General features: G+C 59.0%; 24 protein-coding genes. 8 read left to right on the forward strand and 16 right to left on the reverse strand.

What is annotated here, in order from left to right:
* Nucleotides 1–13 precede the first annotated feature (13 nt).
* Together cysK and G6L01_RS17875 are read right to left on the reverse strand one after the other, a co-directional pair.
* Nucleotides 14–982 (reverse strand): cysteine synthase A, encoded by a 969-nt coding sequence (gene cysK / locus G6L01_RS17870; RefSeq protein WP_012654775.1) that lies wholly within the window; start codon nt 980–982, stop codon nt 14–16.
* 135 nt (nt 983–1117) lie between these two features.
* Nucleotides 1118–1735, reverse strand: coding sequence for a LysE family translocator (locus tag G6L01_RS17875; protein ID WP_060719667.1), 618 nt, complete (start codon nt 1733–1735; stop codon nt 1118–1120).
* Between the two features lie 130 nt (nt 1736–1865).
* Here G6L01_RS17875 and G6L01_RS17880 point away from each other — a divergent pair, with 130 nt between their 5' ends.
* Entirely contained in the window at nt 1866–2498 is a 633-nt protein-coding gene (locus G6L01_RS17880; protein ID WP_070163795.1) for a LysE family translocator, read from the forward strand.
* Between the two features lie 2 nt (nt 2499–2500).
* Here G6L01_RS17880 and G6L01_RS17885 read toward each other — a convergent pair whose 3' ends face one another.
* Nucleotides 2501–3391 (reverse strand): GNAT family N-acetyltransferase, encoded by an 891-nt coding sequence (locus tag G6L01_RS17885; RefSeq protein ID WP_070163793.1) that lies wholly within the window; start codon nt 3389–3391, stop codon nt 2501–2503.
* An 8-nt stretch (nt 3392–3399) separates the two neighbouring features.
* Nucleotides 3400–3864, reverse strand: a complete 465-nt coding sequence (gene dut / locus G6L01_RS17890) for a dUTP diphosphatase (RefSeq protein WP_070163791.1) — start codon at nt 3862–3864, stop codon at nt 3400–3402.
* A gap of 84 nt (nt 3865–3948) precedes the next feature.
* Between dut and G6L01_RS17895 the strand changes: the two genes are divergently transcribed.
* A complete protein-coding gene (locus G6L01_RS17895; protein WP_070151398.1) occupies nt 3949–5532 on the forward strand; it encodes a peptide chain release factor 3 in 1584 nt (527 codons plus the stop codon).
* A gap of 63 nt (nt 5533–5595) precedes the next feature.
* On the opposite strand, the gene otsA is transcribed toward G6L01_RS17895, so the two are convergent.
* Together otsA and otsB are read right to left on the reverse strand one after the other, a co-directional pair.
* Complete coding sequence (gene otsA / locus G6L01_RS17900; RefSeq protein ID WP_070152180.1) at nt 5596–6999, reverse strand: alpha,alpha-trehalose-phosphate synthase (UDP-forming); 1404 nt, start codon at nt 6997–6999, stop codon at nt 5596–5598.
* Nucleotides 7000–7036: 37 nt separating this feature from the next.
* Nucleotides 7037–7843 carry a trehalose-phosphatase gene (gene otsB / locus G6L01_RS17905; protein ID WP_071205976.1) on the reverse strand — a complete coding sequence of 269 codons (807 nt, stop codon included), beginning with the start codon at nt 7841–7843 and terminating at the stop codon, nt 7037–7039.
* 211 nt (nt 7844–8054) lie between these two features.
* Between otsB and thiD the strand changes: the two genes are divergently transcribed.
* On the forward strand, nt 8055–8927 hold the full coding sequence (gene thiD, locus G6L01_RS17910) for a bifunctional hydroxymethylpyrimidine kinase/phosphomethylpyrimidine kinase (protein WP_070163787.1): 873 nt from the start codon (nt 8055–8057) through the stop codon (nt 8925–8927).
* Between the two features lie 11 nt (nt 8928–8938).
* On the opposite strand, the gene G6L01_RS17915 is transcribed toward thiD, so the two are convergent.
* The 3 genes from G6L01_RS17915 to G6L01_RS17925 all read right to left on the reverse strand — a co-directional run bounded on the left by G6L01_RS17915 (nt 8939) and on the right by G6L01_RS17925 (nt 10999).
* Nucleotides 8939–9343 (reverse strand): GFA family protein, encoded by a 405-nt coding sequence (locus G6L01_RS17915; protein ID WP_070163785.1) that lies wholly within the window; start codon nt 9341–9343, stop codon nt 8939–8941.
* 48 nt (nt 9344–9391) lie between these two features.
* Complete coding sequence (locus tag G6L01_RS17920; RefSeq protein WP_071207178.1) at nt 9392–9967, reverse strand: dual specificity protein phosphatase family protein; 576 nt, start codon at nt 9965–9967, stop codon at nt 9392–9394.
* Nucleotides 9968–10087: 120 nt separating this feature from the next.
* The gene (locus G6L01_RS17925) at nt 10088–10999 is read right to left on the reverse strand and encodes a pirin family protein (protein WP_070164040.1); all 912 of its coding nucleotides are present in this window, start codon (nt 10997–10999) and stop codon (nt 10088–10090) included.
* A gap of 260 nt (nt 11000–11259) precedes the next feature.
* On the opposite strand from G6L01_RS17925, the gene G6L01_RS17930 reads away from it, so the two are divergent.
* Nucleotides 11260–12075 (forward strand): class II glutamine amidotransferase, encoded by an 816-nt coding sequence (locus tag G6L01_RS17930; protein ID WP_070163782.1) that lies wholly within the window; start codon nt 11260–11262, stop codon nt 12073–12075.
* Nucleotides 12076–12111: 36 nt separating this feature from the next.
* On the opposite strand, the gene G6L01_RS17935 is transcribed toward G6L01_RS17930, so the two are convergent.
* Nucleotides 12112–13041, reverse strand: coding sequence for a LysR family transcriptional regulator (locus G6L01_RS17935; protein WP_070163780.1), 930 nt, complete (start codon nt 13039–13041; stop codon nt 12112–12114).
* 96 nt (nt 13042–13137) lie between these two features.
* Between G6L01_RS17935 and G6L01_RS17940 the strand changes: the two genes are divergently transcribed.
* Together G6L01_RS17940 and G6L01_RS17945 are read left to right on the forward strand one after the other, a co-directional pair.
* Nucleotides 13138–13731 carry a chromate transporter gene (locus G6L01_RS17940; RefSeq protein WP_234891946.1) on the forward strand — a complete coding sequence of 198 codons (594 nt, stop codon included), beginning with the start codon at nt 13138–13140 and terminating at the stop codon, nt 13729–13731.
* Nucleotides 13728–14249 (forward strand): chromate transporter, encoded by a 522-nt coding sequence (locus G6L01_RS17945; protein WP_070163778.1) that lies wholly within the window; start codon nt 13728–13730, stop codon nt 14247–14249. Before G6L01_RS17940 ends, G6L01_RS17945 begins: the two co-directional genes overlap by 4 nt.
* Here the strand turns inward: G6L01_RS17945 and coaBC are convergent.
* The 6 genes from coaBC to ubiE all read right to left on the reverse strand — a co-directional run bounded on the left by coaBC (nt 14246) and on the right by ubiE (nt 21028).
* The gene (gene coaBC, locus G6L01_RS17950; RefSeq protein WP_071205972.1) at nt 14246–15463 is read right to left on the reverse strand and encodes a bifunctional phosphopantothenoylcysteine decarboxylase/phosphopantothenate--cysteine ligase CoaBC; all 1218 of its coding nucleotides are present in this window, start codon (nt 15461–15463) and stop codon (nt 14246–14248) included. The two genes, G6L01_RS17945 and coaBC, sit on opposite strands and share 4 nt — an antisense overlap.
* 179 nt (nt 15464–15642) lie before the next feature.
* Nucleotides 15643–16677 carry a sensor histidine kinase gene (locus G6L01_RS17955; protein WP_070163774.1) on the reverse strand — a complete coding sequence of 345 codons (1035 nt, stop codon included), beginning with the start codon at nt 16675–16677 and terminating at the stop codon, nt 15643–15645.
* Nucleotides 16678–16692: 15 nt separating this feature from the next.
* A complete protein-coding gene (locus G6L01_RS17960) occupies nt 16693–17130 on the reverse strand; it encodes a response regulator (protein ID WP_070163772.1) in 438 nt (145 codons plus the stop codon).
* Between the two features lie 2 nt (nt 17131–17132).
* Nucleotides 17133–18620, reverse strand: a complete 1488-nt coding sequence (locus tag G6L01_RS17965) for a sensor histidine kinase (protein WP_081343968.1) — start codon at nt 18618–18620, stop codon at nt 17133–17135.
* A 6-nt stretch (nt 18621–18626) separates the two neighbouring features.
* A complete protein-coding gene (gene ubiB, locus G6L01_RS17970; protein ID WP_070163770.1) occupies nt 18627–20210 on the reverse strand; it encodes a 2-polyprenylphenol 6-hydroxylase in 1584 nt (527 codons plus the stop codon).
* Between the two features lie 41 nt (nt 20211–20251).
* Nucleotides 20252–21028, reverse strand: coding sequence for a bifunctional demethylmenaquinone methyltransferase/2-methoxy-6-polyprenyl-1,4-benzoquinol methylase UbiE (ubiE, locus tag G6L01_RS17975; protein ID WP_012654796.1), 777 nt, complete (start codon nt 21026–21028; stop codon nt 20252–20254).
* Nucleotides 21029–21207: 179 nt separating this feature from the next.
* Here ubiE and mutM point away from each other — a divergent pair, with 179 nt between their 5' ends.
* On the forward strand, nt 21208–22101 hold the full coding sequence (gene mutM / locus G6L01_RS17980; RefSeq protein WP_070163768.1) for a bifunctional DNA-formamidopyrimidine glycosylase/DNA-(apurinic or apyrimidinic site) lyase: 894 nt from the start codon (nt 21208–21210) through the stop codon (nt 22099–22101).
* 226 nt (nt 22102–22327) lie between these two features.
* Nucleotides 22328–22594, forward strand: a complete 267-nt coding sequence (gene rpsT, locus G6L01_RS17985) for a 30S ribosomal protein S20 (protein ID WP_012654798.1) — start codon at nt 22328–22330, stop codon at nt 22592–22594.
* Nucleotides 22595–23529: the final 935 nt, after the last annotated feature.

Here is a 23529-nt window from a genome sequence, read left to right on the forward strand (position 1 = left end):
ACATTGAATGCGATTACTCGCCAAGCCCCGCAAACAGTGCCGTTGACAGATACCGTTCTGCAAAGGACGGAATGATCACCACGATGGTCTTGCCAGCGTTTTCGGGCCGTTGGCCGACCTTGATGGCGGCGGTGAGGGCGGCACCTGAGGAAATGCCGACTGGCACGCCTTCCAGCCGGGCGACCAGCCGGGCCAGTTCAAACGCCTCGTCATTGGTAACGGTGACAACTTCGTCATAGATTCCGGTATCGAGGATCTTCGGTGCAAAACCGGCGCCGATGCCCTGGATCTTGTGGGGGCCGGGATTGCCGCCCGACAGAACCGGGCTGTCGGCAGGTTCCACGGCGATCACCTGAACAGACGGTTTCTTGGCTTTCAGCACCTGGCCGGTGCCGGTAATCGTGCCGCCAGTGCCGATGCCGGAAACGAAAATATCGACCTCGCCGTTGGTGTCGTTCCAGATTTCTTCCGCTGTGGTCTTGCGGTGGATTTCCGGATTGGCCGGGTTTTCAAACTGCTGCGGGATGATCGCGTCGGGAATGGTCGCGGCCAGTTCCTCGGCCTTGGCAATCGCGCCCTTCATGCCCTTGGGACCTTCGGTCAGCACCAGTTCGGCGCCCAACAGAGCCAGCATCTTGCGACGTTCGATGGACATAGTTTCCGGCATGGTCAGGATCAGGCGATAGCCTTTGGCGGCGGCGGCAAAGGCGAGCGCAATGCCGGTATTGCCGGAGGTCGGCTCGACCAGAACGGTCTTGCCCGGTGTGATCGTCCCCTGGGTCTCCAGGCTCTCGATCATCGCCACACCGATACGGTCCTTGACGGAGGCAATCGGGTTGAAGAATTCCAGCTTGGCCAGAAGATGAGCCTTGACGCCCTTTTCCTTCGCCAGCTTGTCCAGCCGCACGATCGGCGTATCGCCGATGGTCTCGGTGATCGAACCATAGATGCGGCCGCGGCCAGGCTTCTTTGCTTCAGACATGTGTGGTCCTCCAGAATAACGGGCTTTGCAGGGACAATAGGATCAAATCACCCAAGCGACCAGAACCCTTTGCCTATCGCCATGGTTCCGGGGAGAAAAAACCCGCTGCAAAGTCAGCGGAAACAAATGTTTATTTCACGCCGCCTTTGTGGCGATATAGGCGGCGGTTCCGGCCAGGATGCTGGCGGCGGCCCGGTTGAGCAGTTTCAGTGCCGATGGCTGTTTCAGTAGCAGACGGGCTTTGGCAGCCAGAAGAATATAGGGAATGAGCACGGCCATCAGCACCACGAATGTCGTGCCGACCAATAGCCCGTAATCCGAAGGGCCGATGGCTTCGAGCGGAATGAGCGTCGGCACCAGCGCCACGTAGAACAGCATGGTCTTCGGATTGCCAAGCGTCACGAACAGGCCGGACAGGAAGGACGCCATCACGCCCGCACTTTTGCGCGCCTCGATATTCTGCGGCAAAAGCCCTGCCGTCCAGAGCTTCCAGGCGATATAGGCCAGATAGAGCGTGCCTGCGAATTTGATGATCAGGAACGGTGTTACGAACGTCTGCGCAATATAGGCAAGACCCAGAATGACGGCGGTCAGATAGCAGAGATCACCCAGGATCAGGCCCAGGCCCATGAAAAAGGTCGGGCGAAAACCGGAGCCAAGCGCCCGCGCCACGATCGCCGTCATGCCCGGGCCGGGAATGGCAGCGGCAATGAACAGGGCTCCGGCATAGGCAAGCAGGCTGGCAAGGGTCATGACATCTCTCCATCGATACAGGCAGTGCTAATCCGCCCGGCTGCAACTTGCAACGGTGACACGATTGAAATTGCCCGGTACGGCACTTTCTGCTCTTTCAGTGGAAACAGCCTTCCGCCAAGGAGACATCATGCCCGCCACCACGTCACTTCTTGCCTTTGCCCTGATCTGCCTTGGCATGGCGCTGACACCCGGCCCGAATATGGTCTATCTCGTCTCGCGCTCCATCTGTCAGGGGCCGATGGCCGGACTGGTCTCGCTGGGTGGTGTCGCGCTGGGCTTCCTGATCTATATGCTGATGTCGGTACTGGGAATTACGGTGCTGCTAATGGCCGTACCCTATGCCTATGAGGCGTTGAAACTGGCCGGTGCAGCCTATCTCGCTTATCTGGCCTGGCAGGCGGTCAAGCCGGGCGGTCGTTCGCCGTTTCAGGTGCGCGACCTGCCCAAGGACAGCCCAGGACGGCTGTTTGTCATGGGCCTCGTGACCAATCTTCTCAATCCGAAAGTGGCTGTTCTCTATCTGTCGCTGCTACCGCAATTCATCGATCCGAACAGCGGCAGCGTGCTTCTACAATCACTATTGCTCGGCCTCACCCAGATCGCCATCGGCACCACGATCAATGGAGTGATCGCGCTAACTGCCGGCTCCATCGCCCTGTTCCTCAGCCGCCGCCCGCTATGGATCATGGTGCAGCGCTGGCTGATGGGTACGGTACTGGCTGTGCTGGCGGTGAGAATGGCAACACAGGCGCAGCGGTGAGGTTAAAAATCGGCCATAGGCGACAGCATGAGTGGCCCAACTGCGGCCTCCAGCCCGAGGCCCGACATCATCAAGGAGCAGGAGCCTTCGTAAGATACAGGCTGGCCTTCCCACGAGAGGCGATCAGGTGGAAAATAGGTTTCCACAGAGTCGGCTTGAATATTGAGATGCGATAGGATGGCACTTAACGGCGGAATATCCTGAGCGACAATATCCAGAAGCTTCACACCGCCATCGTTGGCGCATTTCCATGCGATAACCGCCTTGAGAGAAGGCAATAGGCTCAACGTAATCGATGCATCGAAATGAGCATTGAGCAGAAACATCTCTGCTTGGCTGACAACGGCGAAGTGGTTGGAGACTGGTTGGCGACAGGCGAGCATGTCACGCAAAAGGGCGAGGTCCGCCGCTTTGCCGAGATCGAGTTGTCGTACGTTACCGTTGGTAATCGGCAGAAAACCCGGAACCGGGCCGCCAAATTTACGATGCGTTACAACGCGAAAACCATAAGGCTGGTAGAGCGCGGGCTTGTCGGTCAGGAGAATTCCGGTTCGATATCCTGCTTGCTCTGCCCACGCATAGGCCCGCTGCATCAGGTCGCGATAAAGGCCACGCCCCCGGAATCCCGGGCGGACTGCGCCGGATTGATAGCCCGCAGCAGTCACTATCGTCCCATTGATCATAAGGGGCATGGCGAAGACTGAAAAATTAGCTATGCAGCGGCCGAACCGGTCAAAATATCCAAACGGCATGCATGTGAGATCGGGGCCGCCAAGCTGTTCCTGCGCACCGATATCGATACCGAATACGTCATGCAGCAGATCAACAAGCCCTTGAAAAGCCGAGGGATCGTTGAAATATCCTTGTCGCAATGTTAGCCCGTCCGGCTTCATGGTATCGCTCAGACCCCCGTCGAGCCAAATCCGCCCGTACCCCGCATCGTGTCCGATGTTTCTGTTACCTCAATCACCTGCGCCTGCGTCACCGGCGCAATCACCATCTGGGCGATGCGCATGCCACGGGTGATGGTGAAATCCTCGGTGCCGAGATTGATCAGCAGCACTTTTACCTCGCCCCGGTAATCGCTGTCGATGGTGCCGGGTGTGTTGAGGCAGGTGATGCCGTTTTTGAAGGCGAGGCCGGAGCGGGGGCGGATCTGCGCTTCAAAGCCCTGGGGGATTTCCATAATCAGCCCGGTTGGCACCAGAGCGCGTTTTCCGGGGGCAAGGGTCAGCGGCTCAGCCTCCGTTACCGCTGCGCGCAGGTCCATGCCAGCCGCACCCGCCGTCTCATAGGCGGGCAATTCCAGCCCTTCACCATGGGATAGACGCTTGAGATGAAGGCGTGGCGCGGACGTATCGTGCATGGGGGTATCCTTTGTTTGCCGGGGTCAATTGCATATTGAACGCCAAAACGCTAGATAACCGGCCAGTTAAAAGGAATTCCTCACATGGCTGAAACGCTCGCAGAGGCGGTCTCCCGCCGCCGCACCTTCGCTATTATCGCTCACCCGGATGCTGGTAAAACCACGCTGACCGAAAAGCTGCTGCTATTCGGCGGTGCCATTCAGCTGGCCGGTGAGGTGAAAGCCAAGAAAGACCGTATCCAAACCCGTTCGGACTGGATGAAGATCGAGCGCGAGCGCGGCATTTCCGTCGTCACCTCGGTGATGACCTTCGAGTATGAAGGCAATGTCTTCAATATTCTCGATACGCCCGGCCATGAAGATTTTGCCGACGACACCTACCGCACGCTGACGGCGGTCGATGCTGCCGTCATGGTCATCGATGCGGCCAAGGGTATCGAGCCGCGCACGCTGAAACTGTTTGAAGTCTGCCGGATGCGCGATATTCCGATCATCACCTTCGTCAACAAGATGGACCGTGAAAGCCGGGATATTTTCGAGGTTCTGGATGAAGTAGAAGAAAAGCTGGCGCTGGACACCGCCCCGATCACCTGGCCGGTCGGGCGCTCGAAAAGCTTCTGTGGCTCCTATAATCTGGTCGATAATACCTTTCGTGGTTCCGACAAGCAGGTCGAGGCGTTACCGGTCAATAGCCCGAAGAATGTCGCGGAAAACCTGCCGGAAAACGAGCGTCAGACCTTTATCGACGAGCTGGAGCTGGCGCAGGAAGCCTGCCGCCCCTTCGACCGCCAGGCCTTTCTGGAAGGCCATATGACCCCGGTGTTCTTCGGCTCGGCACTCAGAAACTTCGGCGTGCGCGACCTGATCAATGCGCTGGGTGATTTCGCCCCGCCGCCGCGTGACCAGATGGCTGATATCCGCAAGGTGCATGCGGCGGAAGACAAGATGACGGCCTTCGTCTTCAAGATCCAGGCAAATATGGACCCCAACCACCGCGACCGCATCGCCTTTGCACGGATCTGCTCCGGCAAGCTGGAGCGCGGCATGAAGGCGCGGCTGGCGCGTACCGGCAAGCTGATGGGCCTGACGGCGCCGCAATTCTTCTTCGCTTCGCAGCGCCAATTGGCCGACACCGCCTTTGCTGGCGATGTGGTGGGCATTCCCAACCACGGCACGCTGCGCATCGGCGATACGTTGACCGAAGGTGAAGCGCTGGTGTTTCAGGGTGTGCCGAACTTTTCGCCGGAAATCCTGCGCCGCGTGCGGCTTGAAGATGCGATGAAGGCCAAGAAGCTGAAAGAAGCCTTGCAGCAAATGGCGGAAGAGGGCGTCGTGCAGCTGTTTTCGCCGGAAGACGGTTCGCCCGCCATTGTCGGCGTGGTCGGAGCCTTGCAGCTCGATGTGTTGAAGGAGCGGCTTTCGGGCGAATATACCCTGCCGGTATCGTTTGAAATGTCGCGCTTTTCCGTGTGCCGCTGGATTTCCGCCGAACAGCCCGGCGAACTCGACAAGTTCATGACGGCGCGGCGCGGCGACATCTGCCGGGATCTGGACGGCGACCCGGTGTTCATGGCGCAGGATGCATTTTCGCTGCGCTATGAGGCGGAGCGCTATCCGGCCATCAAGATGGTGGCTATCAAGGAATATCACGTCGCCAAGGCGGCGTGATCGCTGACGGAAACGGGCATGACCGCATCATGATCACAAATCGTGATGCGGTGGCACTCTGTTTTAAGCCGCTTCGGCGGACTTTTCCCTCGGCATTTCCATCAGATCCGACAGGAACGTGTCGCACCAGTGGTTGACATCATTGACCAGCAGATGATCCATCATGCCTTTCCAGCGTTCCTGGCGCTCGGCAAGCGGCATGTCGAGGGCGCGGGCAATGGCCTGGGCTGTGCCTTCCGTATCGTATGGATTGACCAGCAAGGCCCCTTTCAACTCGCGGGCTGCCCCGGCAAACCGCGATAGAACCAGAACGCCGGGATCATCGGGGTCCTGGGCGGCAACATATTCCTTGGCAACCAGGTTCATGCCGTCGCGCATCGGCGTGACCAGCCCAACCTTGGCCAGCCGGTAGAGCCCGGCTAGCACTGGACGCGCCACTGAGCGGGTCATGTAGCGGATCGGCACCCAATCGACAGTGCCCAGCGCGCCATTCACGCGCCCGGCCTGTTCGGCCACGGTGCGCTGCATGGCCTCATATTCCGGCACTTCAGAGCGGGATTTCGGGGTGATCTGCAAATAGGTCACCTTGCCCTGATAGTTCGGATTGGCATTGATGAAATGCTCATAGGCATCCAGTCGCTGGGTGAGCCCCTTGGAATAATCCAGCCGGTCTACGCCGATCACCAGTGCCTTGCCTTCTATGCTTTGCGCGGCGCGCTTGACCATCACGTTACGCACCGCCCTGCGGGCATAGGCGGCAAAGGCTGCCGTCTCGATGCCAATTGGATAATTGCCCGCCTTGAACGTCCGGTCATGGGATTTGATTTTGTTGCCGGAGATCGCCTCGCCAATGCCTTCGCGCACCAGGGCTCCGACGAAATTGGCATGGTCGAAATCGGTCTGGAAGCCGACCAGATCGTAATGAGCCAGGCTTTCAATCAGCGTTTCATAAACAGGCATGGCAAACAGCACATCGGCGGGCGGCAGCGGGATATGCAGGAAGAAGCCGATCCGGTTCTTCACTCCCATCTGCCGCAATTCCTTGGCGAGCGGGATCAGGTGATAATCCTGGACCCAGATCGTATCATCGGGCTTCAGCAGCGGCACGAGCCGCTCGGCAAAAAACCGGTTGACCCGGAAATAGCCGGTCATGTCCTTGCGGGCATAATCGGTCAGGTCGAGGCGGTAGTGAAAGGTGGGCCACAGCACGCGGTTGGCAAAGCCGTGATAATATTCATCGACATCGCGGTCGGTGAGATCCGTCAGGGCGTAGGTGATCTTGCCATCTTCGATGATTGCAAGCTCACCGGCCTCTTCCTCGCCGCTGGAAACGCCAGACCAGCCCATCCAGATGCCGCCCTTATCCTCAAGGGCAGCCCGCAAGGCGACGGCCAAACCTCCCGCCGGTGCCTTATTGGTCTTGTCGGGTACGGGAACACGGTTGGAAACCACAACAAGTCTGCTCATATCATTATCCTTCTTATCGTTGGTCAGCCCTGGAACGTCAGCTTTGGCGGGCCAGTCTGGCAAGCGTGTCACGCAGGAGCTGCGGGCTTGCCAGAGACTGGCTGGCCACACTTGCCTCGAGATCGCCGACGCGGATCGACAGCCCGCCCAAACGGTTGACGCATTCAAACATCGCCTCATCGGTCACATCGTCACCAATGGCGATGGCAACGCGGTCGGTGAAGGGCGGCTCGGCCAGATAGGACTGCAAGGCCCGGCCCTTGTCGGCACTGTCGGGGCGGATTTCGATGACCATCTTGCCGCGTTGCAGCTCATAGCCGGGACCCGCTGCCTTAAAGGCCTCCACTATCGCTTTTTCCACCACGTCGGCGCAGGCGGGTGCCTGGCGATAGTGAACGGCGATGGCGGCACCCTTGTCCTCGACCAGCACGCCCGGCCAGGCCTGTTCGAGCTTTGGAAGGTCTTCCTTGACCGCCAGGAAAGCCGGGCTCGGCTCACTGCGGATCACCGTGCCTGCCACTGTTCGCCGCTCGGTCCCGTGCAATCCGGCAATTGGGAAATGCTTTGGCGCAAACAGCCGGTCAGCATAGGCCAAGGCCCGCCCCGTTACCAGCGCAAGCGCCCCGCCCATGCGTGATGACAGCACGTCGAGGTCTTCTGCCAGCCCAACCGGTACACGGATTCCATCCGGGCTTTCGGCAAGATCCAGCAATGTGCCATCAATATCGAGAAACAATGCGTAGCGGCGAGGCTCGGCGTGAAGAAGATCGAACAGCAGCGCTCCTGCGTCTTTTTGCTCGGTTCGAGCTGGCGATCGCTTGATTACCGATTGCTGGTTTTCCATATCCTGCCTCGTTTCACACGACCTGTCGACGCCTAGGTAACGATGGGTGCCCAGTTTGGTTCCCGAAAAATGCAGTTAATTGCGCAATGCAGCATAATTGGCGGGGCCGTGACAGGCGCATGGAAAACTGCGATAGATCTGCCCCGCCGCCCACCTTTTCCATCAACAGGAGCCGAGGTGTTGGAGACTATTGACTTCGACGAGGACGATCATGACCGTTCAAAAAAACGATGAAACGCCTCTGCCTCGCATCGCCAATGTCTTGTCGATTGCCGGTTCCGATCCGTCCGGCGGGGCGGGTATTCAGGCCGATCTGAAGGTATTTTCGGCTTTGGGCGTCTATGGCATGGCGGCGTTGACGGCGCTGACCGCCCAGAATACCCAAGGCGTGGCGGGTGTCGAACTGCTCAATCCCGCATTCGTCGCCAGACAGATTGAGACGGTTTTTGCCGATATCCGAGTCGATGCGGTGAAAATCGGCATGTTGGCCAATGCCGATGTCGTCGGCGCTGTAGCCGCTGTGCTGGCCGGACACACGGCAGTGCCGGTTATTCTTGACCCTGTCATGGTTGCCAAAGGCGGGGCCGCGCTGCTGGATGACAAGGCGGTTGGCGCGCTGGTCGGGCAGCTCTTGCCGCGGGTCCGCTTGATCACCCCCAACCTGCCGGAGGCTGCCGCACTTCTGCGTGTGGCCGAGGCCGTGGACCGTACCGGCATGGAGGCACAGGCCAGGGCCTTGTTGGCGCTGGGTGCCAAGGCGGTACTTCTGAAAGGCGGACATCTGCCGGGCGACCAGAGCCCTGATCTGCTGGTCACGCCAACGCTGACCCTGTGGCTGGAGGGCAAAAGGATTGCCACCGCCAACACCCATGGCACCGGTTGCTCGCTTTCCAGCGCGATTGCCGCCGAGCTTGCCAAGGCTGAGGACAGTGGGTCGATGGATAGTGCAACAGACGACGCCTTGGCAAAAGCCGTGACGGTGGCAAAGGCCTGGCTGGCTGGCGCTGTTCGGTCGGCAGGGCAGCTGACTGTTGGCTCCGGCCACGGACCCGTCCATCATTTCTACCAGGCATGGCCCAAATAGCAGACGGAATCTTACTCCGTCTCTGACCCTGGAAGCGCGCCGATGCTGTCGAGCCAGAGCACGGAGGATCGCCGCCAGCTTTGATGTTTTGGCAGCAGGGTTTCACGCTGGTTGATGCTACCCCAGCGGATGCCCCAGGTATCGGCATCCTTGCCCTCGCCGGTGGTTAGCATGGGCGCGCCGCAGTCCGGGCAGAAGAACTGATAGCGCGGCCGACCGTTGTCGCCATATTTCAGATAGGATTTCGGTGGGCTTCCCGTTAAATGCAGCCTGTCGCGCCGGGTTGAAACCGTAACCCGGAATGGTGAACCTGTCAGGCGCTGACAATCGGTGCAATGGCAAATGCCGACATTCTCAGGGTCGATTTCGGCACGATAGGTCACTTTGCCACAATGGCACTGTCCGTCGATCTGCATGTCTTGAGCCTCCCGCGATCCATTCTGCGGGACTATAATGCACAAGGCTCAGCTTTCGATCCCCATGGCTTTTTCAAAGTTCAGCCAGCTGCGGTCCATGGCATAGGATTTGGTGACATAGGGAATGCCGACATGGCCATAGATCACCGGCCAGAGTTGTTCTTCCGCCTTGTCCTCCTGCACGCCGGCGATCTGTTGCAGGTAGATAACAGAGGCGAGACCGCTGCGGTCGGCACCGCCCTCGCAATGGATAAGGATGGGCTTTGGTGCGGATTTCAGCAGAGCGACCAGTTGCTCGGCCTTGTCGATGGACAGGCCCTTGCCAGCCGACATGCGAAAATCGATATGGCCGATGCCAAGTTCCTTGGCGATCCCGACTTCCTGCGCATACCAGGGCGAGGGGGAGGGGCCACGCAGATTGACGATGGTCTTGATACCGTAACGTCCGGCATAATCCTTGATATCGGCGGCACTCGGTTGGGCGGAGCGGTAGAATTCGCCGGGAATGACCTCGTGGAAATTGCCCGAAAGCCGGAGATAGCCAAGGTAAGCGCCACAAGACAGCAGACCGGTCAGGCAGGCAAGGGCGGTATAGCGAATGGCTTTCGCCAGCAGGATGGACATGGGCTCACACAGGGTCGGATCAAATAATCATCCACCCTGTAAAAGCTGAACCTGACATCGAACTGAAGGACGCGACCACCTGCCGCGTCCTATCATCACAGTGTCGTTAATACGCAGTGATCAATGATCGGCCTTGATGAAGGTGCCGTTCTTCAACTCGCGCATGGCCTCCATCAGCTCTTCCCGGCTGTTCATGACGATTGGTCCATGCCAGGCCACCGGCTCCTTGATCGGCTTGCCGGTCACCAGCAGGAAGCGGATGCCCTTTTCGCCAGCCTGGACGGTGATTTCATCGCCGGTATCAAAGACCACCAGCGTGCGATTGCCCGAGAGGTCGCGGATATTCAGTTCTTCGCCCTGAAATTCCTTCTCGACTTTGACGCCGAAGGGCTTGGAGGCATCGCGGAACGAGCCGGAGCCCGCGAAAATATAGGCAAAGGCCGACCGATAGGTATCGACCGGAAAACGCTTGGTCTTGCCGGGTGGAACGGAAATATCGAGATAGACAGGCTCTGCGGCAATACCATCGACCGGGCCGGATTTGCCCCAGAAATCGCCGCTGATCACCCGCACCGCCGTGCCGTCGTCATCGACCACGACAGGAATGTCGGCGGATTTGATATCCTGATAGCGCGGCGCGGTCATTTTCAGCGAGGAGGGCAGGTTGGCCCAGAGCTGGAACCCGTGCATCTTGCCGGAAAAATCCCCCTTCGGCATTTCCTGGTGCATGATGCCACTGCCCGCCGTCATCCACTGAAGATCACCGGCGCCTAGCTGGCCCTGATTGCCGAGGCTGTCGCCATGGTCCACCGTTCCGGCCAGAACATAGGTGATGGTTTCGATGCCGCGATGCGGATGCCAGGGAAAACCACGGATATAGTCCTGCGGGTCGTCATTGCGAAAATCATCCATCATCAGGAACGGATCGGTCATCGAGGTGTCGCCGAAGCCGAAGACGCGGTGCAGCTTGACACCGGCACCTTCCATGGTGGGCGTGGCGCGGCTCTCATGTTTGACAGGGCGAATGGACATCGGTCGGCTCCTTTCGAGCGGAATATGATTTGCAGCCAATATAAGGCTTTTCAAAAGCAGGCGAAGAGCACTGGGCGCAACGCAGTGTTCACAGAAGCGGCTCTTCACGTAAACTCAATGCCGCACTGCAAAATGTGATTACCGCTTTCGTCACGAATCTGACATGAAGAAAGCCGAGCTTTACGCTTCGTTATACACCTTCCTTCAAGATTGGCTCTGCCGGCCCCGCTGAGGACCGGTCTTGCCGGAGCATGAGTGCCATGTGTCGTTGGGCAGCCTATCGGGGAGAACCGCTCTTTATCGAGGAGCTGGTATCGTCACCCGCCCATTCGCTGATCGAGCAATCCGTCTGCGCCACCCGCGCCAAGACATCCACCAACGCGGACGGCTTCGGCCTTGCCTGGTATGGCGACCGGCCGGAACCAGGCCGGTTTCGCGATGTTCTGCCCGCCTGGTCGGATTGTAACCTGAAAAGCATAGCCCGGCAGATCCGCTCACCGCTGTTTCTGGCGCATGTGCGCGCCGCAACCCATGGCGCAACCCGGCGCGACAATTGCCACCCGTTTGTGTATGGCAACTGGTCTTTCATGCATAACGGCCAGATCGATCACTTCGACCGTATCCGCCGCGCGATGGAAAGCATGCTGGACGACGAATATTTCAACGCCCGCACCGGCTCGACGGATTCCGAACTGCTGTTCCTGCTTGCCATGCAATTCGGCATGAAACATCGCCCGATTGCGGCGATGGCCGAGGCCATCGGTTTTGCCGAAAGGCTGAGCGCAGAGATCATTGGCACGACCCGGGTGCGTTTCACCGCCGCCTTTTCCGATGGCGAGGCGCTGTATGCCGTGCGCTATTCCACCGACGCCTTTGCCCCGACGCTGTATGCCGGGCCGATGGGGAGCAAGGGCGGTCATTGCCTGGTGTCCGAACCGCTTAACGATGACACGGAAACCTGGGTAGAGATCCCGCCGGGCAGCGCCGTGATCCTCAATGATGAGGGGCTGAACGTCATGGGCTTTGAGCCGGAAATCGGCAGCGCGCCCGCTCAACTGACAGAAATGGCCGGTTGATCTGGGTCTGCGACGGACGGCAATAGGGCTGCGGCATCATGGTGTGCTGACTTGCCGCCTCACTTCCTCAACGAAGGTCTTCAGCGCGCCACGATAGGAATCGCGGCGATAGGCAAGCGAAAGCGGCGCATCGAGGCCGGAGCCGGGCGCAAAACGGCGATAGGCGACGCCGGAGGTTTCCAGCCGCGCCATGGATTGCGGAATGATCGACAGGCCGAGGCCCGCCGCCACGAGGCTGAGGGTGGAGACCAGTTTCGGTGCCTCCTGTGCGACATTCGGACTGAAGCCGGCGGCCTGGCAGGCGGCAATGATCCGGTCATACAGGCCTTGCGCCAGGGGACGGCGATAGAGCACGAAGGTTTCTGCGGCCAGCGCGGCAAGTGCGACGGTATCGCTGTCACGGTTTTGGCTGTGCAGGGCCAAAGGATGGGTGTCGGGCAAAGCCAGCACCATGTCCTCGATATCGACGGTTTCGATGCTGAGTGCTGGCCCCGATCCAGGCAAAGCACCGGCGGTGGCGCGGATGAAGGCGGCATCAAGCCGACCGGCGGACAAGTCACCCAGAAGTTCCGTCGTAGAGCCTTCGTCCAGCCGCAGTTTCAGCGACGGAGAGGAGAGCCGCATGGCCCGCACGATGCTGGGCACCAGCGGATGAAAGACCGCCGAGGTGGTAAAGCCGATGGCAAGCTCCCCGATTTCGCCGCGCGCCGCCCGCTGTGCGGCCTCAACGGCCATATCCACATCGGCAAGGATCTGCCGGGCGCGGGCGATAAACGCCAGGCCCGCCTCGGTCAACGCCATGCCTCGGGGTTGGCGGATAAACAGCGTCACCCCAACCAATGTTTCGAGAGCCTTGATCTGCTGGCTGAGGGGCGGCTGTTGCAGGCCAAGCCGCTCCGCCGCCCGGGTCAGATGACCCTCTTCGGCGACGGTTACGGCATAACGGAGGTGGCGCAGTTCAATCATGCCATAGGTTTAACATATGAAGAATGGCTTATCCATATATTGGACATCAGGATTTGAGCGGCGTATGGAAGAGAAAAGACGAGACGGACGATGGTCATGACGAAGACAGTTCAACCGGAGACAGTTCAGGCAGAGACAGTCGAGGCCGATCCCCCGCAACATCATCCCGGCATCGCCGAATTGTTCACCGGCTTTCTGGGGCTCGGCCTGATGGGGTTTGGCGGTGTGTTGCCGATGGCGCGGCGGATGATGGTGGAGGACCGGCGCTGGCTCTCCCCTGGCGAATTCATGGATCTGCTTGGCCTCTGCCAGTTCCTGCCGGGTGGCAATATCATCAATATGTCGGTGGCGGTTGGGTTGAAGTTCCAGGGTTGGAGGGGTGCGCTGGCCGCCGCTTTCGGCCTGATTGCCGCACCGACGGCCATCGTCATCTGTCTGGGTTACATTTACGACCGTTACCGCGACAATCCGCAGGTCGAGCATCTGTTTGCGGGTCTGGCGGCGGCGGCATCAGGCCTGCTGATCTCGCTGGCCTGGAAAGTGCTGCAACCGTTGAAACACAAGCTGTGGGCGCTGGCCATCGTTGCCCTGTGCTTCGTTGCCATTGCGGTTTTCCGCCTGCCGCTGTTTGCTACCATGTTGGTTCTGGCGCCGGTCTCCATTGTTCTGAGCTGGAAATTGTCGAAATGATTGCCACCCTGATTTCTCTTGCGCTGATTTTTACGGAATTGTCGCTGATCGCCTTTGGGGGCGGCAATGCCATCTTGCCGGAAATGCAGCGCCGGGTGGTGGAGGTTCAGCATTGGATGAGCGCCAGCGAATTCAGCGCGCTGTTTGCGCTGGCCCAGGCGGCTCCGGGGCCGAATATGATGGTGGTGCCGCTGGTCGGCTGGCATGTGGCGGGCTTTGCCGGGGTGGTCGTCACGTCCGTCGCCAAATTCGGGCCGTCCTCGCTGATCACCGCCGGGGCGGTCACGCTCTGGGAGCGCTTCAAGGACCGGCCCTGGCGGCGGATCGTCCAGGCCGGACTTGCGCCGATGACGGCAGGCCTCGTCACCTCCAGCGCCGCTGTGATCACCAAGGCCTCGGCAACAAGCCCAATTCTCATTGGCATTGCGGCTGGCTGTGCGGTGCTGACCGCCATGACAAAGGTCCACCCGCTGATCGCGCTGGGCAGCGGCGCGCTGATCGGTCTTATCTTTATTTAGAGAGATTTGACGCCGAGCATCCCGGCAATGGTTTGTGCAAGCCGCTCGGCAACGGCATCCTTACCCATATCCGGCCAGTCCTCGGTGCGATCCTTGTAGATCAGTGTCACCCGGTTCCGGTCGCCACCCATGATCCCTGTCTGGGGTGAAACGTCGTTGGCGACGATCAGGTCGGCACCTTTACGCTCCAGCTTGGCACGGCCATTGTCCTCGACATTCTGGGTCTCCGCAGCAAAGCCGACCACCAGTGCCGGGCGTTTTTCATGGTGGCCAACCGTCTTCAGAATGTCTGGATTTTCGGTCAGCGTCAGCATGGGCGCGGCATCGCCCGGCTGCTTCTTGATCTTTTGGTCCGATGCCATCTCGACCCGCCAGTCTGCAACCGCTGCGACCATTACGGCGATATCGGCGGGCAGGTGGGCGAGCACGGCGTCGCGCATGTCCTCGGCTCGCTCCACATGGATCGTTTTGACGCCTGTCGGGTCCGCAAGGCTCACCGGGCCTGAGACCAGTGTCACCTCGGCGCCCAGCAGGGCCAGCGCACTGGCAATGGCATGGCCCTGCTTGCCGGAGGAGCGGTTGGCGATATAGCGCACCGGGTCGATCGGCTCATGGGTCGGGCCTGAGGTGACAATGGCCTTTTTGCCTGCCAACGGCTTGAAGGAGTCGTCAAGACAGGCTTCGACCTTGGCAACGATCTCCAGCGGCTCGGCCATGCGGCCCAGACCGGCTTCCCCACTTTCGGCCATTTCGCCAGCCAGCGGCCCGATGAACTGAATGCCATCGGCCTTGAGCTGTGCGACATTGCGCAGAGTGGCGGGATGCGCCCACATTTTCGGGTTCATCGCCGGTGCGATCAAAACGGGCCGGTCGGTGGCAAGCAGCACCGCCGAGGCCAGATCATCGGCCAGCCCATGCGCCATTTTCGCCATCAGATCGGCGGTGACGGGGGCAACGATGATCAGGTCGCAATCACGGGCCAGCCGGATATGGCCAACATCCTGTTCGTCCTCGCGGGAAAACAGATCCGTATAGACATGGGAGGCCGAGAGCGCGCCGACCGCGAGCGGCGTGATGAATTCCTGGGCGGCCCGCGTCATGATCGGGCGCACCGAGGCGCCGCGCTCGCGCAGCCGCCGGATCAGGTCCAGGCTTTTGTAGGCGGCAATACCGCCGCTGATGATCAGGAGAATACGCTTATCTGTCAGCGTCATGAAAAGCCTGCCATAAAATTATCGGTGCGAACCGGACATTACCGCATAAGCGCCTGAAAGGGGAAACGATAAGATGACGTCTGCTACAGAGCAAAAAAACGGAATCGGCACGATGCTCTCAGTTTCGTTTGCGCATCGGAGTTTTCCGAAAACCGGTTCTTAACTTTCGGGCCGATGCTTTAGCGGGCAAGGTCTATCGGCACGCAGGCGATTGTTCCGGCTGCAACATCCTCATAGCCGAGACCTTCGCCCAGCGTTGCGGCCATGGATTTGATGATCCGGCTGCCGAGACCGGTGCCCTTCGGGGCGGCGTCGGGGCTGATGCCGATCCCGTCATCCTCCACCGTCAACAGCGCATGGCCGGGTTGAGTATGGCGCAGCCGCACACGGATTTCGCCGTCCTTGCGGTCGGGATAGGCATATTTGACCGCATTGGTCACAAGTTCAGTGACAATCATGCCGATGGAAACGGCGCGGTCTGCGGTCAGTGAAATCGGCTCGGCATCGACTGTCAGGGTGATCGGCTTGTCTGGATTGGCGAGTGAATTGCCAATTTCCCGCACGAGATTGGCGACATAAATATCCATATCGACCCGGCTGACATCGTCGGATGTGTAGAGGCTGCGATGCATGCCGGCAATGGCGGTAATGCGGGCCTGGGTCTCTGTCAGCTCGGCCTTGACCTCATCGCTGCGGGCATTGGCGATCTGAAGCCGCAGCAGGCTTGCGACCAATGCCAGGCTGTTGGCGACGCGGTGGTTGACTTCGCTGAGCAGCGCTTCCGCCCGTTCCTTGGCAAGGCGGATTTCCTCGTCCGCCTTGACCTTGGCTTCGCGCAGCCGGGCATTTTCGACCGATTGCCGGATGGCGCTTTCCAGCAGCGACAGGAAATCCTCGCTGGTGGTCTTGATGACATAATCGGAGGCGCCTGCCTTGATCGCGTCTATGGCGATACGGGCTTCGTTGGAACCGGTCACATAGACCACCGGCGTCATGATATGCCGTCCGCGCAAATGCGCCAGCACATCGTGACCTGTCATATTGCTGAGATAATGATCGAGAACAATAACGTCGAAGTTTTGAGACGCCAGAAAGCCCAGCGCCCGCTCCAGATCCTCGGCATGGGTGACGGAATGTCCGTTGCGCCCGAGCGCTTTCTGCACCAGCCGCACGATGGCCGGGTCGTCATCGAGATAAAGAATTCGGACATTCATGGGGCGGTCGGCTCGTTACGGGATCTGCATCACGGAAAAAAACAGCCCGAGCTGACGAATGGCATTGGCGAAATTGTCATAATCAACCGGCTTGGTGATGTAGACATTGGCACCAAGATCGTAGCAGCGCTGGATTTCCCGTTGATCGTCCGTTGTGGTGAGAATGACGACCGGCAGCCGACGTGTGTGCTGATTGGTCTTTACTTTCTCGAGTATATCGGTGCCCGACATATCCGGCAAGTTAAGATCGAGTAAAATTAGCAGGTATCGATCTGCCGAGGTTTCTCCGGAACGGTCCGTGCCCAGGATATAATCCAGCGCGTCGGTGCCATTGGTAAACGGCACGATCTCATTGTTGACCCCGGCCCGGCGAACATTTTTCTCGATCAGGCGTGCATGTCCCTCGTCGTCTTCGACCATGACGATGGTCACTTCCTTGGCCACTGCTTTCATGCTCAGGTCCCTACCAGTTTCGAAAGGTCGCGCGGCAAGCGCAAAATAAATGTCGAGCCGACGCCGATCTTGGAGCGTACGGTAATTTCACCTCCCAGGTTGCGCGTCAATGAGCGCACATGGGCAAGGCCGATGCCTTCTCCCACCTGGTTCTGCTGTCCCGAGCGGCGGAAAAGCTCGAAAATCCGTTCATGATCCTGTTCAGCGATGCCGCGGCCATTATCCTCTATTTCCAGGCGAATGAAGTGCCGTCCATCCGAGACCGCCCGGATAGAAAGGACGACCGGGCGATCGGGTGACTTATATTTGATAGCGTTGTCAAAAAGGTTACCGAGAATTTGCTCCAGGGACAACCTGTCGGAGATAATGCTGGCAACGTCGGTTGAAATTTCGGTATGTCCGCCGCTCTCGCCGATCTGGTGGTGTACGCTGGCAGCCGTTGTCTCGATCAGCGGCTTGAGATCCAGTGGTTCCGGCTTGAGCTGGCGGCGTCCATCGCGTGAGATTTTCAGGATGGCGTTGATCAGCCCGTCCATCTTGCGGGTCGAGGAACGGATGAAGGAAATCGCTTCCGGCAGGTCTTCGGAGGCCGCAAGTCGCGCATCCTCGATCTGCTGTGGTGTCAAGGGCTGCCCATCCGCAAGGACATATGTCTTCAATATCTGGAGCGCGCTGTCCAGCTCGGCGGTAAATCCCATGATATTGACCAGCGGCGCGCGCAGGTCGTGGGTGATGATATAGGCGAAGCGCTGGATTTCCTGATTGGCCTGCATCAGGTCTTCGGTTCTCTCCTGCACACGCTCTTCCAGCCCCGCATTGAGGACCTCCACCTCCTGGCGGGCCTTCAACAGATCGCGCACGTGCTGGATGATGATCAGGATCGCGCCGCCGATCACGATCACGATGGCCACGGCCCCGCCAATGGTAAAGACCTGCAACCAGCCGATGGCCAGGAGCTGGTTGGCAATTCCCTGGTCTATCCTGTTGTCGGATTCGTCGCGGACTTCGTCAAGCACGGTACGGATCTGGTCCATCAGCTGCTTGCCGTAACCGGCCCGGACAAGTTCGTAGGCCTGGCGGATATCGCCGCTGCGGGTCAGCTCGACGGTCCTGGCCAATTCTTCAAGCTTGGCTTTTACCAATTCGCGCAGCTTGTCGACATCAGGGGCATGTTCAGGGCGCGGCGCAAGCAGATGGACGAGACTGTCCATTTCCGTGGTCACATCGCCGATGGCCTGACTGTATGGGGTCAGGAAAGCGACGTCGCGGGTAATCAGATAGCCTCTCTGCCCTGTTTCCGCATCGGTCAGCGTCTGCATCAGGTCAGCGCTGGCGCGGCGAAGCATCCGTTCCTCGACAACAGTCCCGAAGGTGACGCGGGTCTTGCCGGTCAGCCACAGGGTCGAGCCGATCAGGCTGATCAGGAGAAGGCAGCCCAGGCCAAGCACAAACAGACTGGAGCGGATGAAACCTGCGTTTGTTGCCGACATGCAATCCTACCCGCTATGACCCAGTTGAAACGCAATGAACAGCAGGCTGAGCGCAATCACCCAGAGCGCCAGCCGGCCTGAGCGACCATGCCGCGCCTGCGCCTTGCCAATGGCATCGGTGGTGCTCTCGTCGAACCGCAGTCCATGCTCGCTCATCTGCATCAGTTCACTGTGGAATTTCTCGGTTTTGGCAGCGATCTCCGGCAGGGCTTCCGCCACCCGCACCGCGGCGCGAATGCCGTCCTTCATGTCGGTGACGATGCGCTTTGGACCGAGATTGGCTTTGATCCAGTCCGCGACGACGGGCTCCGATGCCTTCCACATGTTGAACCGTGGATTGAGCATCCGCGAGACACCTTCGACCACCACCATGGTTTTTTGCAGCATCACCAGTTCAGGCCGTGTCTGCATGTCGAACAGTTCGGTGACTTCAAACAGCAGCGTCAGCAACCGGGCCATGGAAATGGTTTCGGCAGGCTGCCCATGAATGGGCTCGCCGATGGCGCGGATCGCCTGGGCAAAACTGGCCATATTGTGATGGGAGGGCACATAGCCGGCCTCGAAATGCACTTCCGCCACCCGCATGTAATCGCGGGTGATGAAGCCATAGAGAATTTCCGCCAGAAACCGCCGCTCTTTCTTGCCGAGCCGCCCGCAAATGCCCATGTCCACGGCAACGATCATGCCCGTTGGATCGACGAACAGATTGCCCGGATGCATGTCGGCATGGAAGAAGCCGTCACGCAGCGTATGGCGCAGAAAGGACTGGATCAGCGTATCGGCCAGTGCATCGAGGTCGTGGCCAGCGGCTTTCAGTGCCTCGACATCGGACATCTTGACGCCGTCGATCCATTCCATGGTGATGACGTCGCGGCCCGTTCGTTCCCAATCGACCTGCGGAACCCTGAAACCGGGATCACCAGCGGTGTTTTCGCCCAGTTCTGACAGAGCGGCGGCCTCGAGCCGCAGGTCCATTTCCACTTTGGTGGTCTGCTCGAGGGTTTTCGTCACCTCGACGGGGCGCAATCTGCGGGTCTGCGGCAGCAGCATTTCCTGCAAATGCGACACGAGATACATGACTTCGAGATCGGCCGCGAAACGGCGGCGCACGCCGGGACGGATGACCTTGACGGCAACCTGTTTCAGGCCGACAGGCGTTTCCACCATGCAGGGATGCACCTGGGCAATGGAGGCCGCGGCAATCGGCTCACCGAAACTGGCATAAAGCTCCTCGACCGGACGCCCAAGCGACAATTCAATCGATGCCTTAGCCTCTCCAGTCGGAAAGAAGGCCATGCGGTCCTGCAATCCGGTCAGGTCATAGGCAAGTTCGGCGCCGACCACATCGGGCCGGGTCGCCAGGAACTGGCCGATTTTGGCATAGGACGGCCCCAGCCGCTCGACGGCTTGCGACAGGCGGTCGGATCGCAACGTGCCTCGGGCGCGCTTGCGCTCGAAGACCGCGGCGACTTTCTTTGCAAAGCCGACGCTCGGCGGCAGTCCTTCGGACGGCAGCGCCGAGACGACACCTTCGCGAACAAGAATCCAGCCGACACGGGCCAACCTGAAATAAGCGCTGACTGTGCTCATCAATCGATCTTCAATCCGGCGGTCTTTCGGTCAGGCATTGTTCAGATCTTCCAGCCGGAATGGAGGGCGGCAATGCCGCCGGTATAGTTGGTGAAGGACACCTTGGAAAAGCCCGCCTTGGTGATCATCGCGGCAAAATCCTGCTGATTGGGGAATTTGCGGATCGATTCCACCAGATATTGATAGGGCTCGGCCTCACCGGTGATCATCTTGCCGAACCGTGGGATCGCCTTGAATGACCATTGATCGTAAAAACGATCCAGCAGCGGCATCTGCACCTCGGAAAATTCCAGCACCAGCAGCCGCCCGCCGCGCTTCAGCACGCGGTAGGCCTCGCTCAGCGCAACATCGATGCGCGGTACGTTGCGGATGCCGAAAGCGATCGTATAGGCGTCGAATTGATTGGCCTCGAAGGGCAGGGCCTCGGCATTGGCCTCAACGAAGGTGAGATTGTCGGAGAGGCCTTTTTTCTGGGCCCGCTCCTGGCCGACGCCCAGCATGGAACCGTTGATGTCGAGCACTGTGGCATGGGCAAGCCTGCGCGAGGCCTCGATGATGCGAAAGGCGATGTCGCCCGTGCCGCCGGCCACGTCCAGCACCTTGTAGCCGGCATCCTTGCGCGGGTTGAGCGCGGCAATCAGCGCATCCTTCCAGACCCGGTGCATGCCCGCCGACATCACGTCGTTCATGATGTCGTAGCGCTTGGCAACCTTGTGGAACACGTCGTTGACAAGACCCTGCTTTTCGCCTTCCGCCACATCGCGGAAGCCGTAGGAGGTTTCCATGCCGCCATCGGCGGAGGTGCGGCTTGCGACCATCGGCTCAACTCCATTCTCTCTAAAACTACACCAGCGACCTTGGCGAAGCCCGGTCCCTTGCACTATGTCTGCGGCACGATTGCAATCGCCTGTCGGGATATTGGCAGGGCAATGCCATAAAAGGCCGTCTCGTCCTTAAACCATGATGCGTGCCACTGAAATAGAAACATGGAGCCTTCATGCCGGAATTACCAGAGGTGGAAACCGTAAAACGGGGACTGGCGCCGTCCATGGAAGGGCGGCGGCTGTCCCGTCTGGAATTGCGGCGGCCGGATCTGCGCTTCCCTTTGCCGGTCGATTTTGCGGCGAGGACGCAAGGCCGGCTGATCATCTCCCTGTCGCGGCGGGCGAAATACCTGCTGATCGATCTCGATGATGGTGTGTCGATTGTCTCCCATCTCGGGATGTCCGGCTCCTATCGGATCGAAGCCGAAAATGGGATAGGCCTGCCTGGCCAGTTCCATATGGCGCGCTCCCGCGATGAAAAGCATGACCACGTGATCTTCCATCTGGGCGGACCGGAGGGCAGTCCTCTCAGAGTGATCTATAATGACCCGCGCCGCTTCGGTTTCATGGATATGGTCGAGCGCCGTCACATGGATCGTCATGCGGCCTTTGCCGGGCTGGGGCCGGAGCCGGTTGGCAATGCGCTCGATGCCGACTATCTGGCCCTCCGGTTCAAGGGCAAGGCGCAGCCTTTGAAAACGGCCCTTCTCGATCAGAAGGTGATTGCCGGTCTTGGCAATATCTATGTCTGCGAAGCCTTGTGGCGGGCGCATCTGTCGCCGGAAACACCGGCGCGCGCGCTGGTCAATGCGCAGGGAAAGCCCGTGGCGGCACTGGAAGACCTGACGCAGGCCATTCGCACGGTCATCGCCGAGGCGATCGAGGCTGGCGGTTCCTCGCTGCGCGATCATATCCAGGCGGATGGCTCGCTTGGTTATTTCCAGCACAGTTTCAATGTCTATGACCGCGAAGGCGAAGCCTGCCGCACGCCCGGCTGCACAGGGACGGTCGAGCGCATGACCCAGGCGGGACGGTCTACCTTCCATTGCCCAAAGTGCCAGAGATAAGGCGCCTTCGTGCCTCTGGTCAAAACGGTGTGGCGCTTCGAACACACGCCTGCCGGCACAAAGGTTGAGAAAGCGCGTTGACGACGCCGTTCTTTCCCGCTATATGCCCGGCCACAGTTAGGAAAGCTTATCGCTTTCCACGATTGCTCCCGAATTGCTGGTATTGCAGGTCGCAACGACTTGGCGGCGAAGGTGGAGTTTTGGTTCGTATTCGAGAGAGGCATCCATGGCCAATACTACATCGGCGAAGAAGGCGACCCGCAAGATCGCTCGCCGCACCGCAATCAACAAGAGCCGCCGTACGCGCGTTCGCAACTTTGTCCGCAAGGTTGAAGAAGCCATCGCTTCTGGCGATCAGGCACTGGCCGCAGCTGCATTGAAGGCTGCCCAGCCTGAACTGCATCGCGCTGCTTCCAAGGGCGTTGTTCACGCCAATACCGCGTCGCGCAAGATTTCGCGTCTTGCCAGCCGCGTCAAGGCACTCGCCGCCTAATTTTCGTCGAAAAATTAACATTTTGATCAGCCTGGCTTTTTAGCCGGGCTTTTCGTGTTTTGATATTTTTCTCATTTCATCACTATTGCACGTTACGGTTTCATGTCACTCCAGTGACACGATATTTCTTTTTAGATCAATGACTTGCCGGAGGTTCTCCGTCTTGGATGATCTTTCCTTTACGGCAGGACTGTGCGATTTTGAGTCAAGTGATTTTTTTATTTTCAGGCAATATCAGGGCTTGCAATGATGGAGCCCACCAAACTCCTTGATTCAAAAGCGATTCTTTTTTGGCTTTTGTGCTCCGAGAAACTTCCGGGACGGAGTCAATGGCGCGCTGTTAATTTTAGGTAAAATTCATTGTTGATCTCGGCATTCGATCCTGCCTAAATGCATTTCAAGAGAGGTGCGGATCTTGGCTCCTGTCGGAAAGACACAAGCTGCAAAAGCTGGTTTTTTCGAAAATGCCTCTCCGGGCGGAACGGCTCAGTTTCGTTTCATCATACATTGGTTCTCATGCGGAACTCGTTTCCATTTCAGGAAACGGGAGTTGGAGTTTGTGTGTCCAGCTTAAGTTGGAAGCATACTATTTAAATTTCGGAATAAGAGAGGGAAAGACTGGCCCGACATAAACGAGGATGAAGGGCCGTAAACGAAATACCTGTGTCATAACGGCATATGCTCATTCCCTGCTGCATTAAATTAGGTAATGCGGATTGAGGAACTCCATTTGGCAGATATGACGATGAGCATGGTTTGCGTTCTATAAGACGCATGCTGCTGTGAGAAAACATGATGGTGAATGCCTGGCGAGACCGGTGTCCTTACGAGGGGACGTCGGTGTTGGAAGTCTCAGGCAATCAAATGCAAGAATTTAAAGCGTCGGCCAGCAATGGCAACTGGCCGGCACATGTGGACAATTGGAAGGCGGCGAG

Origin of the sequence: Agrobacterium vitis, assembly GCF_013337045.2 — a bacterium.
Taxonomy (GTDB): Bacteria; Pseudomonadota; Alphaproteobacteria; order Rhizobiales; family Rhizobiaceae; genus Allorhizobium; species Allorhizobium vitis_B.

Bases quoted from the DNA above. Each gene is read 5' to 3' on its own strand.
- G6L01_RS17940 (WP_234891946.1), top strand. From the start codon at position 13,138: ATGACGAAGACAGTTCAACCGGAGACAGTTCAGGCAGAGACAGTCGAG.
- G6L01_RS17930 (WP_070163782.1), top strand. From the start codon at position 11,260: ATGTGTCGTTGGGCAGCCTATCGGGGAGAACCGCTCTTTATCGAGGAG.
- thiD (WP_070163787.1), top strand. From the start codon at position 8,055: ATGACCGTTCAAAAAAACGATGAAACGCCTCTGCCTCGCATCGCCAAT.
- dut (WP_070163791.1), bottom strand. From the start codon at position 3,864: ATGCACGATACGTCCGCGCCACGCCTTCATCTCAAGCGTCTATCCCAT.
- G6L01_RS17875 (WP_060719667.1), bottom strand. From the start codon at position 1,735: ATGACCCTTGCCAGCCTGCTTGCCTATGCCGGAGCCCTGTTCATTGCC.
- coaBC (WP_071205972.1), bottom strand. From the start codon at position 15,463: ATGACGCTGACAGATAAGCGTATTCTCCTGATCATCAGCGGCGGTATT.
- otsB (WP_071205976.1), bottom strand. From the start codon at position 7,843: ATGGAAAACCAGCAATCGGTAATCAAGCGATCGCCAGCTCGAACCGAG.
- G6L01_RS17935 (WP_070163780.1), bottom strand. From the start codon at position 13,041: ATGATTGAACTGCGCCACCTCCGTTATGCCGTAACCGTCGCCGAAGAG.
- G6L01_RS17880 (WP_070163795.1), top strand. From the start codon at position 1,866: ATGCCCGCCACCACGTCACTTCTTGCCTTTGCCCTGATCTGCCTTGGC.
- G6L01_RS17915 (WP_070163785.1), bottom strand. From the start codon at position 9,343: ATGCAGATCGACGGACAGTGCCATTGTGGCAAAGTGACCTATCGTGCC.
- ubiE (WP_012654796.1), bottom strand. From the start codon at position 21,028: ATGGTCGCAAGCCGCACCTCCGCCGATGGCGGCATGGAAACCTCCTAC.
- G6L01_RS17920 (WP_071207178.1), bottom strand. From the start codon at position 9,967: ATGTCCATCCTGCTGGCGAAAGCCATTCGCTATACCGCCCTTGCCTGC.
- otsA (WP_070152180.1), bottom strand. From the start codon at position 6,999: ATGAGCAGACTTGTTGTGGTTTCCAACCGTGTTCCCGTACCCGACAAG.
- G6L01_RS17925 (WP_070164040.1), bottom strand. From the start codon at position 10,999: ATGTCCATTCGCCCTGTCAAACATGAGAGCCGCGCCACGCCCACCATG.
- ubiB (WP_070163770.1), bottom strand. From the start codon at position 20,210: ATGAGCACAGTCAGCGCTTATTTCAGGTTGGCCCGTGTCGGCTGGATT.
- G6L01_RS17955 (WP_070163774.1), bottom strand. From the start codon at position 16,677: ATGAATGTCCGAATTCTTTATCTCGATGACGACCCGGCCATCGTGCGG.
- G6L01_RS17885 (WP_070163793.1), bottom strand. From the start codon at position 3,391: ATGAAGCCGGACGGGCTAACATTGCGACAAGGATATTTCAACGATCCC.
- rpsT (WP_012654798.1), top strand. From the start codon at position 22,328: ATGGCCAATACTACATCGGCGAAGAAGGCGACCCGCAAGATCGCTCGC.
- G6L01_RS17965 (WP_081343968.1), bottom strand. From the start codon at position 18,620: ATGTCGGCAACAAACGCAGGTTTCATCCGCTCCAGTCTGTTTGTGCTT.
- mutM (WP_070163768.1), top strand. From the start codon at position 21,208: ATGCCGGAATTACCAGAGGTGGAAACCGTAAAACGGGGACTGGCGCCG.
- cysK (WP_012654775.1), bottom strand. From the start codon at position 982: ATGTCTGAAGCAAAGAAGCCTGGCCGCGGCCGCATCTATGGTTCGATC.
- G6L01_RS17895 (WP_070151398.1), top strand. From the start codon at position 3,949: ATGGCTGAAACGCTCGCAGAGGCGGTCTCCCGCCGCCGCACCTTCGCT.
- G6L01_RS17945 (WP_070163778.1), top strand. From the start codon at position 13,728: ATGATTGCCACCCTGATTTCTCTTGCGCTGATTTTTACGGAATTGTCG.
- G6L01_RS17960 (WP_070163772.1), bottom strand. From the start codon at position 17,130: ATGAAAGCAGTGGCCAAGGAAGTGACCATCGTCATGGTCGAAGACGAC.